This window comes from Neisseria sp. HMSC061B04, from assembly GCF_001836705.1.
Classification (GTDB): Bacteria; Pseudomonadota; Gammaproteobacteria; order Burkholderiales; family Neisseriaceae; genus Neisseria.
On the sequence record NZ_KV830174.1, the window covers coordinates 1 to 12,142 of the forward strand.

The 12,142-nt window shown below is 49.0% G+C and carries 12 protein-coding genes; 1 reads left to right on the forward strand and 11 read right to left on the reverse strand.

All coding sequences use genetic code 11. The features are described from left to right. Positions 1 to 135: 135 nt before the first annotated feature. Both HMPREF2661_RS01345 and greA read right to left on the reverse strand, forming a co-directional pair. Entirely contained in the window at positions 136 to 564 is a 429-nt protein-coding gene (locus HMPREF2661_RS01345; RefSeq protein ID WP_036493141.1) for a DUF4149 domain-containing protein, read from the reverse strand. A gap of 87 nt (positions 565 to 651) precedes the next feature. Beyond that, complete coding sequence (greA, locus tag HMPREF2661_RS01350; RefSeq protein WP_049322768.1) at positions 652 to 1,128, reverse strand: transcription elongation factor GreA; 477 nt, start codon at positions 1,126 to 1,128, stop codon at positions 652 to 654. 344 nt (positions 1,129 to 1,472) lie between these two features. Here greA and HMPREF2661_RS01355 point away from each other — a divergent pair, with 344 nt between their 5' ends. Continuing rightward, a complete protein-coding gene (locus HMPREF2661_RS01355; protein ID WP_049322769.1) occupies positions 1,473 to 2,882 on the forward strand; it encodes a PepSY-associated TM helix domain-containing protein in 1,410 nt (469 codons plus the stop codon). A 208-nt stretch (positions 2,883 to 3,090) separates the two neighbouring features. On the opposite strand, the gene rplS is transcribed toward HMPREF2661_RS01355, so the two are convergent. From rplS to HMPREF2661_RS01400, 9 genes are all read right to left on the reverse strand, one after another. After that, positions 3,091 to 3,456: a 50S ribosomal protein L19 gene (gene rplS, locus HMPREF2661_RS01360; protein ID WP_003679470.1), complete on the reverse strand. Its 366-nt coding sequence runs from the start codon at positions 3,454 to 3,456 to the stop codon at positions 3,091 to 3,093. Between the two features lie 14 nt (positions 3,457 to 3,470). Continuing rightward, positions 3,471 to 4,220, reverse strand: a complete 750-nt coding sequence (gene trmD, locus HMPREF2661_RS01365) for a tRNA (guanosine(37)-N1)-methyltransferase TrmD (RefSeq protein WP_049322770.1) — start codon at positions 4,218 to 4,220, stop codon at positions 3,471 to 3,473. After that, positions 4,220 to 4,729 (reverse strand): ribosome maturation factor RimM, encoded by a 510-nt coding sequence (gene rimM / locus HMPREF2661_RS01370; RefSeq protein WP_049322771.1) that lies wholly within the window; start codon positions 4,727 to 4,729, stop codon positions 4,220 to 4,222. The genes trmD and rimM overlap by 1 nt, the downstream gene beginning before the upstream one ends. Before the next feature lie 15 nt (positions 4,730 to 4,744). Then, the gene (rpsP, locus tag HMPREF2661_RS01375; protein WP_003684452.1) at positions 4,745 to 4,993 is read right to left on the reverse strand and encodes a 30S ribosomal protein S16; all 249 of its coding nucleotides are present in this window, start codon (positions 4,991 to 4,993) and stop codon (positions 4,745 to 4,747) included. Between the two features lie 75 nt (positions 4,994 to 5,068). Next, positions 5,069 to 7,459, reverse strand: coding sequence for a bifunctional acetate--CoA ligase family protein/GNAT family N-acetyltransferase (locus HMPREF2661_RS01380; RefSeq protein ID WP_070822155.1), 2,391 nt, complete (start codon positions 7,457 to 7,459; stop codon positions 5,069 to 5,071). Positions 7,460 to 7,514: 55 nt separating this feature from the next. Next, the gene (locus HMPREF2661_RS01385; protein ID WP_036493156.1) at positions 7,515 to 8,912 is read right to left on the reverse strand and encodes a HAMP domain-containing sensor histidine kinase; all 1,398 of its coding nucleotides are present in this window, start codon (positions 8,910 to 8,912) and stop codon (positions 7,515 to 7,517) included. Positions 8,913 to 8,927: 15 nt separating this feature from the next. Then, positions 8,928 to 9,605 carry a two-component system response regulator MisR gene (misR, locus tag HMPREF2661_RS01390; RefSeq protein ID WP_003748666.1) on the reverse strand — a complete coding sequence of 226 codons (678 nt, stop codon included), beginning with the start codon at positions 9,603 to 9,605 and terminating at the stop codon, positions 8,928 to 8,930. A gap of 206 nt (positions 9,606 to 9,811) precedes the next feature. Next, entirely contained in the window at positions 9,812 to 11,644 is a 1,833-nt protein-coding gene (locus HMPREF2661_RS01395; protein WP_070822156.1) for a PglL family O-oligosaccharyltransferase, read from the reverse strand. After that, positions 11,641 to 11,997 carry a DUF2069 domain-containing protein gene (locus tag HMPREF2661_RS01400; protein ID WP_036493163.1) on the reverse strand — a complete coding sequence of 119 codons (357 nt, stop codon included), beginning with the start codon at positions 11,995 to 11,997 and terminating at the stop codon, positions 11,641 to 11,643. The genes HMPREF2661_RS01395 and HMPREF2661_RS01400 overlap by 4 nt, the downstream gene beginning before the upstream one ends. Positions 11,998 to 12,142: the final 145 nt, after the last annotated feature.

The window sequence follows — 12,142 nt, forward strand, 5'->3', positions numbered from 1 at the left end:
GCCTAGCATAACTGCTAATCTACGTCAGCCCCTTTTTTTATGGCTTGTATTTGAGTAATTAAGATAATTCGTGATTTCAAAATGAGAAGGGCCGTCTGAAAGATTTATTTTCAGACGGCCTTTTATTAAAACAGTTTAGTTTGGCCCGGGCCATTTCCATACGCACATCGCTGCCAGTATCGTACAGATTAAAAAAATAATACTGGATAAGCCATGCCAAATGCCGAATGTTCCGCCTACTAGGGATAAGAGCCAGTTATCCAGTCCGTACTTGTGCGCCTCGATAACCGGCGTAACCAAAAGATGATTACAGGCTAAGAGTAGCCAAAGTACCAAAACCCACCAAGAGAGGGAGGCAAGTTGCCGTCTGAAAAAGGCATAGGCTGCGCCAAAAATAACTAAGCCGCATATTGCGGTAATGGCAAACAAAATGCCGGCGATTTCTCCTGCCAGCATCTTAGGCAGGAGATGGAATAGTATGGGGGCGACAATGTAGCCGGCTGTCAGTTGCATGCCTAGCCAAATGGCAGCAGCGGTTTGAGTAATTTTGTAGGGTAGGCTCATCTGGTTTCTCTTTGGGAAATTCTGTTTTAGTTGTGATGGTGTAACAAAAGGCCGTCTGAAAACGTTTTCAGACGGCCTTGAGTTTATTTAGATGTATTGTACGGAAATAATATCATATTCACGCACGCCACCGGGGGCCTGAACTTCTGCAACGTCGCCTTCTTCTTTTCCGATCAAGGCACGGGCAATTGGGGAGCCAACGTAGATTTTGCGTTCTTTAATGTCTGCTTCGTCTTCGCCGACAATTTGGTAGGTTACTTGTTCTTCGGTTTCCAAATCTTCCAGTGTTACTGTTGTGCCGAATACGATTTTGCCTTCGGCATGGATTTCGGCAGGATTGATGATGTGGGCCATAGAGAGTTTGTGTTCCAGCTCGGCAATACGGCCTTCGATAAAGCCTTGGCGCTCTTTGGCGGCTTCATATTCGGCATTTTCAGACAAATCACCGTGTGAACGTGCTTCTGCAATGGCTTCAATAATTTCTGGACGAGCCACGCTTTTGAGGTGTTGAAGTTCTTGTTTCAGTAATTCTGCACCGCGGACGGTCAAAGGGATTTTTTGCATAAGATTCTCCATGAAAGCATGATGATGCTTTTAAAATTTTATCCGGCCACGCGCGGTAGCCGGATTGGAAATAAAAATACAAGCCGCCAAAGCTTGGCGGCTTGATGAATAAATAAGTAATGCCTGTATTCTACCAAATTCTGCCGAAACCGCAATGATTAAAACGGATTTTCAGTAAAGTGTTGTTTTCTGTCTATTTTGTTTTTTCAGACGGCCTGCAAGCTAAATATTGAAGTATTTCAAAGCTACGCTTGAAAAACGGTTTCGTAAATGAATGGTTTTGATTAAAATGCTTGCTAATAATCCTTAAGGATTAGTCTGCTTTAATTATATAAAGAGAATATATGGAAACAAAACCAACTTCCCAAAATGAACAACAGGCTAACCGCCGTTATTTGACTGTTTGGCGATGGCATTTTTATGCCGGACTTTTGGTCGCGCCGTTTTTAACTCTGCTGGCTGTTACAGGGTTGGGAATGCTGCTATTTGCCAATATCACCGGTAAAGAAGGCGAGCGGATACATGTTACGCCGCAAGCAGTGGTGCAGCCTTTGTCGGCTCAAGCTGAAGCCGCCAGACAGTTTGTGAATCCGGAAACTGCTTCTGTGGTGCAATATATTGCGCCGCGCGCAGATGATATGGTGGCCGTATTTCGTGTGAACAACGACGATAAAGCCACTATGGTTGCCGTTGATCCTTATACGGCAAAAGTCGTGAATACGATACCGCGCGGTCAAGGCTGGTATCACACGATGGACGAAATCCATGGCGATATGATGATGGGTGCGACTGGTGACTACCTGTTGGAAACTGCTGCATCGCTAACCATCATCATGATTGTGACCGGTATTTATTTGTGGTGGGTAAAACAGCGTAGTCTGAAGGCCGTCCTTTTACCTAAAGCAGGCAAAGGCCGTTCTTGGTGGCGCAACCTGCACGGTGCGGTTGGCTCTTGGGTTTCTTTGATTTTGCTGCTGTTCTGTTTGTCTGGTATTGCTTGGGCAGGTATTTGGGGTGGTAAGGCTGTGCAGGCATGGAGCCAATTCCCAGCCGGCAAATGGGGTGTGGAGCCTAATCCGGTATCTTCCGTGCCAACCCATGGCGATGTGTTGAATGATGGCAAATCCAAAGAAGTGCCGTGGATTTTAGAGCTGACGCCTATGCCGGTTTCCGGTACGACACTGGGCGAAAACGGCATTAATCCAAGTGAACCGATGACGTTGGAAACGGTTGACCGCTTTGCACGCGAAATTGGCTTTAAAGGCCGCTATCAGTTAAACCTGCCTAAGGGTGAAACAGGCGTATGGACGCTGTCGCAAGACTCAATGAGCTACGATATGATTAGTCCGACTGCGGATCGTACGGTACATATTGATCAATACAGTGGCAAAATCCTGGCGGATATTCATTTTGACGATTACAACTGGTTTGGCAAGTTCATGGCAGCAAGTATTGCTTTGCATATGGGTACACTGGGCTGGTGGAGCGTGCTGGCGAATGTTGTGTTCTGTCTGGCAATTATTTTTATCTGTGTCAGCGGCTGTGTAATGTGGTGGAAACGCCGTCCTTCGGAAGCGCGGGGTTTGGTTCCTCCTGCACAGAAAATCAAATTGCCGGTATGGTGGGCAATGGCTGTGCCACTTTTGATTTTGGCTGTGATTTTCCCAACGGCCATTGCTGCAATCGTTGTTATTTGGATTTTGGATACACTGTTGTTGTCGCGTATCCCAGCATTGGCAAGATGGTTTAAATAACTGCCCGATGTGATTAAAGGCCGTCTGAATCTTTTGTTTCAGACGGCCTTTTTTATAAAGGTTAAAAGAAGCAGGGGAGTTATGATTCTGTTTAAGTTTATGCGTGAGATGGGGATTGTGATTGGCTTACAGGATTGTGTAAGAAAGACGAGGTCTTGTATAAAAACAAAAAACCCACTTCATTGAAGTGGGTTTTTGATGAAAGCTATTAACCTTTGCGAGCAGGCAATTTTTCTTTAATGCGAGCTGCTTTACCAGTCAGGCCGCGCAAGTAGTACAGTTTGGCGCGACGTACGTCACCACGGCGTTTAACTTCGATTTTTTCTACGGTAGGGGAGTACAGTTGGAAAGTACGTTCTACACCTTCGCCACTAGAGATTTTGCGAACGATGAAGTTGCTGTTCAAGCCACGGTTGCGGCGAGCGATAACAACACCTTCGTATGCTTGCAGACGGCTGCGGGAACCCTCAACCACGCGTACAGATACGACAACGGTGTCGCCTGGAGCGAATTCAGGGATTTCTTTGTTCAAGCGAGCGATTTCTTCTTGCTCTAATTGTTGAATCAAGTTCATTTATTTTTCCTAAGTTATGATTGGATTTCCTGTTGCTCTTGCAAGATTTCTTTTAAGAGGCGGGATTCCTTTGGGATTAAACTGCGCTTTTCCAATAAATCGGGTCGGCGCTCTAAAGTGCGTCGTAGCGATTGTTTCAATCGCCACTCGGCAATCAAGCCATGATTTCCTGAACGTAAGACATCAGGAACCATCATGCCTTGGAATTCTACAGGTTTGGTGTAATGAGGACAGTCTAAAAGGCCGTCTGAAAACGAGTCTTGTTCGGCTGACTGTATATCGCCCAATACACCCGGAACCAATCTTAAGACGGCATCCATCAACATCATGGCGGGTAATTCGCCACCCGAGACGACAAAGTCGCCAATGCTGATTTCTTCGTCCACACTGCGTTGCAGCAGTCTTTCATCTATGCCTTCATAGCGTCCGCATAGAAGAATAAGATGGGGCAGTTCGGCAAGTTCTGCGGCTTTTTTATGTGTCAGCGGCTGACCTTGTGGACTGAGATAAATTACTTTGGCAGGTTTTGGCGAGTTTGCTTTGGCTTCTTCAATTGCCGCTTGAAGCGGTGGCGCCATCATAATCATTCCCGGGCCGCCACCGAAGGGGCGATCATCGATATAGCCAAGTTTGTTGTCGGCAAATTTTCGGGGATTAATGGCTTGAAACTGCCAAAGGTTTTGTTTTCTTGCCCTGCCTGTAACGCCATATTCGACAACGCTGTCGAACATCTCTGGAAAAATGGTGATGGCTTGAATCAGCATCAGTAGTCCAAGCCCCAGTCGGCGATAATGGTTTTGCTGTTGGTGTCGACAGATTCGATATAGTTGGAGACGAAGGGAATCAGGATTTGTCCGTGTTCGCCTTTAATCATCAAAACATCATTTGCACCGGTTTCCATCAGGTTGCTAACTTTGCCGAGGACGATGTTTTCTTTATTGATGACGGTCATGCCGACTAAATCTGCCCAGTAGTATTCGTCTTCCTCAGTAGGGGCGAATGACTCTCTGGGAATTTCGATGGTATAGCCGCGCAAGGCAAATGCTTGATCGCGATCGTCTATACCTTCAAATTTGACCTGAAGTTCGCCATTGACAATTTTACCTGCCTCAAGCGTGACATTCAGGGTTTTACCATCCTTGCACAACTGCCACTCTGGGTAGTCCAGCAGGCTGTCGGTGTATTCGGTATTGGCAGCGATTTTAAGCCAGCCTTTAATGCCGAATACGCCTTTGATGTAGCCCATGGCTACCCGTTTTTGAGTGTCTGTCATGGTCGTTTCAGCTGATTAAGCAGCGATTTTTTGCTCTTTAATCAGTTTGGCAACTGCATCGCTAACTTTCGCGCCTTGAGCGACCCAGTGGTTGATGCGGTCTGCGTCGAAACGTACGCGTTCTTGTTTTTCGTTGGCAACGGGGTTGTAGAAACCTACGCGCTCGATGAAGCGGCCGTCACGACGGTTGCGAGAGTCAGTTACGACTACGTTGAAGAAAGGGCGGTGTTTTGAGCCGCCGCGAGCCAAACGGATAACTACCATTTTGAGTCCTTTTGAAAAATGCGGATATATAGAAACCGCTAATTTTAGGATATTTCACACGGGTTATGCAAGTTTTTATTTGTTTTTGTTGCTGTTTTGCCATGCGTTCAGATCGAGGCTTGCTTGATACAGTCCGCGGTCGGTTTCCGACGGGGTAACGGTAAATCCTGATTTTTCAGCGAGTTTGAGCATCGGTGTATTTTCTTTGAGGATTTCCGCATTCATGGTTTGATAACCTTGTTGTGTGGCAGTTTGGATAATGAGGCTCATCATTTTGCTGGCCAAGCCGGTTTTGCGGGCTTCGGCAGCCAATGTAATGCCGAATTCGCATTCGTTGCGATTGATGCGGCTGTAACGGCTGACTGCGACGATACGGCCGTCTGAAGCGAAGGCGGCCCATGCGCATTCGTTATGGAAATCGGGGCGGGTCAGCCGTGCGAGTGTGGGCTGCGGCAATTCGTTGGTGTGGGTCATGAAGCGCGTATAGCGGTCGGCCGCAGGTAATTGGCGGACAAATTTTTGTTTGGCTTCGGCATCTTCAGGCTCTAGTGCGCGAATGTGCAGGGTGTTGCCGTCGGGCAGGAGGAATGTGTCGGTTTGGTTCGGGTAGGGGGCGAGTACGTTTTGTATCTCGGGCGTTTCGGTTTTAGGGTGCAGCAGTTCGGACGCGGCTTCGCCGGTGTTGCGTAGAAACTCGGCTGCGGCCGGATTTTTTTGTTGGAGGTAGGCGGCGGCACTTTGCATTTTGGCGGCGGCCTGTTCTAAGGTTTGGACGGCTTTTTTGGGGATTTTGGTTGTCGGCGCGGCTGGTTTTTCCACGATTTCGGGAATGATGGTGCTGCTGTATTGGCTGCCGTTGTAGTTGAGGATGATGTCGCCGATATGCTGATTATTGTGGATAAGCGTGTTTAGGGAGTGCAGGAATTGATTGAGAACGGAAGTGTTGTCAAGTTCTGCAAATTGGCTTAAACGCTGGATATCGAGCGTGGTAAAGGGCGGTAATGCGGCTTGGGTTTGGCCGTTGTAATGGGCGGTCAGGATCTTGCCGTAAATGGGATGACGGCTGAATCGGAATTGAACGGCATTATGCTTTTGAGTTTGGCACGGAGGCAGGTATAGGGCCTCTGCCATCAGATCGGTTTGGCCGGATGCAATGGCTTTATCGATATTTTTGTTTTTAGGCGTTTTTAGACGGCCTGTTTTGGCTGGGGCGGGGGTGTTTTGCGCTTGTTGCAAACAGGCGGTTTGATTGCGGAAATAAAGTGTCAGCAAGGCTTCTTCCGGGGTGTTGAACCAGGTCAGGCCGTCTGAAAAACGATGGCTGATGAGAATGGGCTTGCTGGTTTTTTGTGCTAAGTTATTCAGTGTTTGATGAATGCCGTACGCGTCCGGCGTGTCCGGCGAAATAATGCCGAGCAGGGCTTGGGTGTGCGGATTTTGCAATTGTTCGAGTGCCAGGCGGTGGATGCGTGCGGGCGTGGGGTCGCTGCCGATGCAGCCTTGTTGGATGGATGGTGCGTCGGTTGGAAGGTTGAGGGTCAATTGGCAGGCATCGGCGGTGCTGCGCAGCCATTCTATCGGCGTATCGGACAAAATAGTGGGATGGGTAATGACGGGAATGCCGGAAAGATGGGCTTTTAAGGCTGCTTCGAGTTCGTTGATATTGAATACCGGCAGGAAGTTGCAATGGCGGCCGAGGCTGTGTAGGACGGCTTTGTTTGTGTCGTCGGTGTAATGTGTGGACAACAGGATAAGCGGGGTGTGGCGTGCAAAGTGTCGGATGGCGCTGAACAGCTCGCGTTGGTTTTCGGCCGGATTGTAGTGGATGACGGCAACTTTGGTATGGCGGTTGTGGCCGAAGCGGTTGAGCCAGTCAGCGGATGTGGTGGGGCTTAGGTTGTAGTTGAGGCTGATATGGCGCGATACGCCTTGATGCATTGTGTTTAGCAGATGGTTGATGTTGCGGCTGACAGTGCTGTGGCCGGTGAGTAATGCGATATGGCCGGCCGGATAGTCGGCTTGGGTGCCGATATTGAGATTGAGTGAGGGAAGTTGGATGCCTGCGCTGTTGCACACGCTGATGTTTAATTCGTCGCCATGATATTTTTGAATGATGGAACGGGCATTTTTGCAGGATTCGGGCGGCAGGTTTTCCCAATCTTGAATCAGGATAATGTGGCGCAGGCCTTTTTTGCGGCAGGCTTTGAACAGTGTGTCGTAATGGTCGTGCGGGATGACGGCAACAACTAGGTCGGCCTGGCCTGGAATTTTGCTGAGGCTGGAGTAGGAGGGGAGGCCGGCAACGCTGCTGTGGCGGAGATTGACGGGCGTGATTTTGCCTTGATATGAGGAACCGAGCAGGTGGCTGAAAATGCGTTCGCCAAGGCTGTGCGGACGTTCGCTGGCGCCGACAAGGATGATGTGTTCGGGCATGAAGAAGTAGCCGGTTTGGACGGTTGCATTCATGATGGTTCCTTATTTGTGTTTTGGGCCGTCTGAAGAGTTTCAGACGGCCTTATTTTTAGGCTTCTTTTTTGTCTCCGGCTTTCTTTTTGGGAAGGATGAAACGCATCCTCAGGCCGTTGGGTTTGATATTTTCAGCAATGATTTTGCCGCAGTGCTGTTCCATGATGTGTTGCGTCAAGGCAAGTCCCAAGCCGGTGCCGGGCTTGTGTGCGCTGGAGTCGGCACGATAAAAGGCGGTAAAAATATGCGGAAGCTGCATTTCATCGACACCCGGGCCGTTGTCGGTAACATCGATAATCCAGTGTTTGCCGTCTTGTCCGATATGGGCCTGAATGGTACTGCCTTCCGGACTGTAGTTGATGGCATTGCGGATAACGTTGTCAAAGGCGCGGTACAGATAGCCTTCGTTGGCACTGATCACGGCATTTTCAGGGATTTTAGGGTCAATGCTCAGGGTAACGCTTTGATTGTTTTGGTGGGCAATGCTTTGGTTGTCCTCAATCAAGTTGGTTAGGAACGGAACGAGTTTGAGGTTTTCTTTTTCCAAAGGAATATTGGAAGTCTCTAGGCGGGAGAGGGTCAATAATTCACCTACCAAAGTATCCATGCGCACCAGCTCGCCTTCAAGCCGCTTGAGGTATTGCTCTTGTTTTTGCGGCTGAGATTGAATCAGGCCGACAATTGCCTGCATGCGCGCCAGCGGCGAACGCATTTCATGAGAAACGTGGTGGAGCAAATGACGCTCTTTTGCCACAAGTTTTTCCAATTTTTCGGCCATTTTGTCGAACTGTACGGCAAGGTGGGACAATTCGTCGTCACGGTCGTCAACTTGCTGGGAAATGCGGGTTTCGAGTTCGCCGTTGGCTACCCTGTCCATACCGCCGCCAAGAATTTTAATGGGCTTGGTAATGTTGTTGGCAAGGATATATGCCATCAAGAGGCCGACGATGATGATGAAAGAGAGAATGATAAATTCGTGCCAAATCGGCGAGAGCGGCAGGCCGGGAATGAAAAGCGGGCTGGGCAGGCGTTGGGCCTGATGGTTGTCCCAGCCTTTAATGAAGAAGAGGTATTCTTCGCCGAAGCGGTCGTATTCGATGTGGGCTAAATCGGATTCGGGATTGTTGATGGCGAAGATGCGGGCGCGTTCGATGGACAGGCTGTCAATATTGCGGCCTAAAATATCTTTTTTATCGTCGCCGGTAATCACATAAACGGCATTGGAAACCGGATTGTTTTTCCATTCCGAAAGAATTTCGCGCGCACCGCTGTCTCCGCGCGAGTTGAACGCGGAGATGATGCTGCTCATCAATGTGGTTTCGATGGTGCGGCGTTGGTTGAATTGGTTTTCGGCGAGGGTGTTTTGTACCAGCCAAAATGAAAAACTCGCCACAAAGATTGCGCAGACGATAACTGCGCAAAATGTGGCGAAGATGCGTTGAAACAGTTTCATTGATCTGTTTAATCTTTAGTTTTTAACAAACAGGTAGCCTAAGCCGCGTACAGTTTGAATCAGGGAAGCATCGCCCAATTTGTGGCGGATGCTGGAGATGTGTACGTCGATGCTGCGGTCAAATTTAGCCAGTTTGCGGTCGAGTGCCTCGATAGACAGGGTCTCTTTGCTGACGACTTGTCCGGCGTGGCGCATCAAAACTTCGAGCAGGTTGAATTCGGTGCTGGTCAATTCGAGCGGAGTGTCTTTGATGCTGGCTTGGCGTTTGGCCGGGTACAAAACGACGTCGCTGACAGAAATGCTGTTAGGCGCGTTGTTTTGTTCGTTGCTGTGTTGCGCACGGCGCAGGATGGCGTTGATGCGGGCCAAGAGTTCGCGTGGTGTGCATGGTTTCGGAACATAATCGTCCGCACCCATTTCCAGACCGATGATGCGGTCGATGTCGTCGCCTTTTGCGGTCAGCATGATGATGGGTACGGTGCTTTGGGTGCGTACGTTTTTCAGTACGTCCAAACCGTTCATTTTAGGCATCATGGAGTCTAATACGACGACATCGTATTGTCCGGTCAGAATTTCTTGAACGCCGGCTTCGCCGTCGGGAACACTATGAACGTTGAGGCCTTCGGCAGTCAGGTATTCGGTCAGCAATTCGGTCAAGAGGGCATCGTCATCTACGAGTAATACGCGACTCATGGAATTTCCTTTTCGTGATTGTATGCGCCGCGGTACTAAATGGCAGTACGGCGCTTAAAATAGAGTTGTGTTCAATCTTAACATGCAATCTGCTTTTGTTGATAGCGTAATTTTCTGTGCTTTTGCGCTTTTTTGCATAGAAACTCGCTGCTCTTTACATTTTCAGACGGCCTGTAAGGACAAACTGACAATTGGGTGTGTTTTGTTCAGGGTTTGTCGCATGATTTGGCAGTTTGGTGTTTCGGTGCGTTGATGAAATCTTTGCAATCGGACAAAAGTTTGGGCAGCAGTGGGGCGAATGCCGGATGGCTGCGTATTTTGTCGGCGTAGAAATACATCATATAGGGGTAATAATATTGCACTGCCTGCATCCATTGCGCACCTTCTTCTTTCTTGCCTTGTCGGTAGAGGTAGAGGCCGACTTGATAGGCGTTGGAGTAGGGGCGGTAGGTCAGGGCTTTGAGTGCGGCTTCTTCTGCCCACGGGCGGATGTAGGCATCGGTCGGATCTGCACGTTTGCTCAAGCTCAAATCGGCGTAATAGGCAAGCATGGGGCTTTCTTTGGAAAGTCGTTGCAAGCCGTCGATTTTGTTTTGAACCGTTTGCTGATCATCGGTTTTCCCTACACGGCTATATTGGGTCAGATTTTGATATTCCCAGCTGAGGTTTGCCATGCCGATTAAAATCGATAAAGCGGCTATACCGCATGACCATTGTCTGATTCGGGTAGATAAAGGGCCGTCTGAAACATCTTTCGGATAAGAGGGTGTCAGCGACAGAATCAGGCTGAATACGGTGAGGAAGTAAATATACCAAAGTGGATATTCAAGCATGCTGTGGCAAAGGCTGACGGCGGCGGCAGTTAGTAAAAACAGCGAGGCCGGTGTTTGGTTGCGGCCCAACAGTCGCCACACGGCTGCAAGCAGGGTTAAGGCTGCAAGCAAGGTGCCGGCAATGCCCATTTCGGATAATAACTGCATGACGATGTTGTGCGAATGGGTAAACAGTACGCCGAGGATGTTGTTGGGGAAGTATTGTTGTTGGGCATTGATCAGGAAGGTTTGCTGGGCAAAGCTGTTCCAGCCATGGCCGAACCAAGGTGCGGATTGAAAGGCAATCCATGCCTTGCTCCATTCGATTTGGCGCATGGAACCTTCAAAACCGCTGGTGCCTGCGCGTTCGACAGCGGTTTCGTATTTAATGTTGCCAAACAAATCCAGCAGGCTGCCCATGCCGAATTGGAAAGCGGCGGCCAGGGTGGCAGTTAGGAGAAAAATGCACAGTGCGCGTTTGTGTTGGAAGCGGGTACGCCAAAACCATAACGGCGTAATCAGGAATAGGGCGGCGATATAGCCTAAGATGGTGCGTGAGTTGACAAGGCCGAGGGTTGCAGTCAATGCTAATACGAACAGAAAACCTGCTGCATTGGACATTTTGTGCGCCGTCCATAAATAGGATGCCGCCAAAATGCCCCACATTAAATAATGTCCCAAATGGTTGCGTTGGCCGAGTTGGCCGTTTACGGTGCCGTTGCTTCGGGCAATGATGCCGTTCAACCATTCTACGTTGGACCAGCCTTTAAATTGCAACCAGACGATGGCGGCCTGTATGGTTGCTCCTATCAATAAAGACCAAGCAAAGATGCTGACGACGCGTTCTTGCCCGTAAGCTGCTACCCAGCCGCGAACCGACCATGCGCCCAGTGCCAAAATGACAAAGGTCCAGGCAGTGATATCGCTCATACCGGGGTAGATGGAATGCATGAAGCGCGCTTGGAGTGACCAAAATGCGGCCATGGCAAACAAACCGATACTGAGTGCGGGAAGGCGGATATTCAGCAGGCCTTTGTGTGCGCTAATCAATGTCAGTACCAATGAGCCGCTCAATGAGATGGCTTCTAAATAAAAGCTGGGCAGTGGGCCGACTCGGTAGAGTGAGAGAAAAGGGACGGCGCAAATCCAAAGAAAACTGAGCCATAAAGGCCAAAAGGTTTTTACTGAAGATTCGGCCAGGCCGTCTGAAAGTGTGTGGTAGGTCATTTTGATGTGTGTTTTTGTTGTTTGATAAATGCAAGGCAGCCGAGAAAAAAGGTAATGCACAATAATACGGAAATAGCGGCGCAAATCCGGCTGGCGAGAGCCGTGTCTGCCAGGCGCATACAGGCTTCAGCAAAGTAAATCAGAATCAGCATGGAGCTGTATTGGTAAGTGTAGATGCGTTTTTTCAAAATGCCGGTCAACGGCAGGCACAAAGGCAGAGCTTTCAATGCCAGCCATGAGCCGCCTTCGCGCAATGGCGCGATCCATAATTCCCATGATAAGGAAAGCAAAATCAAAAGGATAAGACTTATGGAAGTTGCAAGATAAGGTAACGGGGAGCGAGTATTGTTCACAATATAAAGGGCGTAAGCCGTACTGGAAAACTTGAAATTATACCGCTAAAAATGCGGGGGGAGCCAAGAATATTGCTTAAGGATATTCAAGAAAGAATTTATTGTTTTTCTTTAAATTAAGGGGCTGACGTAGATTAGCCCTAAA

Bases quoted from the DNA above. Each gene is read 5' to 3' on its own strand.
- HMPREF2661_RS01345 (WP_036493141.1), bottom strand. From the start codon at position 564: ATGAGCCTACCCTACAAAATTACTCAAACCGCTGCTGCCATTTGGCTA.
- greA (WP_049322768.1), bottom strand. From the start codon at position 1,128: ATGCAAAAAATCCCTTTGACCGTCCGCGGTGCAGAATTACTGAAACAA.
- HMPREF2661_RS01355 (WP_049322769.1), top strand. From the start codon at position 1,473: ATGGAAACAAAACCAACTTCCCAAAATGAACAACAGGCTAACCGCCGT.
- rplS (WP_003679470.1), bottom strand. From the start codon at position 3,456: ATGAACTTGATTCAACAATTAGAGCAAGAAGAAATCGCTCGCTTGAAC.
- trmD (WP_049322770.1), bottom strand. From the start codon at position 4,220: ATGCTGATTCAAGCCATCACCATTTTTCCAGAGATGTTCGACAGCGTT.
- rimM (WP_049322771.1), bottom strand. From the start codon at position 4,729: ATGACAGACACTCAAAAACGGGTAGCCATGGGCTACATCAAAGGCGTA.
- rpsP (WP_003684452.1), bottom strand. From the start codon at position 4,993: ATGGTAGTTATCCGTTTGGCTCGCGGCGGCTCAAAACACCGCCCTTTC.
- HMPREF2661_RS01380 (WP_070822155.1), bottom strand. From the start codon at position 7,459: ATGAATGCAACCGTCCAAACCGGCTACTTCTTCATGCCCGAACACATC.
- HMPREF2661_RS01385 (WP_036493156.1), bottom strand. From the start codon at position 8,912: ATGAAACTGTTTCAACGCATCTTCGCCACATTTTGCGCAGTTATCGTC.
- misR (WP_003748666.1), bottom strand. From the start codon at position 9,605: ATGAGTCGCGTATTACTCGTAGATGACGATGCCCTCTTGACCGAATTG.
- HMPREF2661_RS01395 (WP_070822156.1), bottom strand. From the start codon at position 11,644: ATGACCTACCACACACTTTCAGACGGCCTGGCCGAATCTTCAGTAAAA.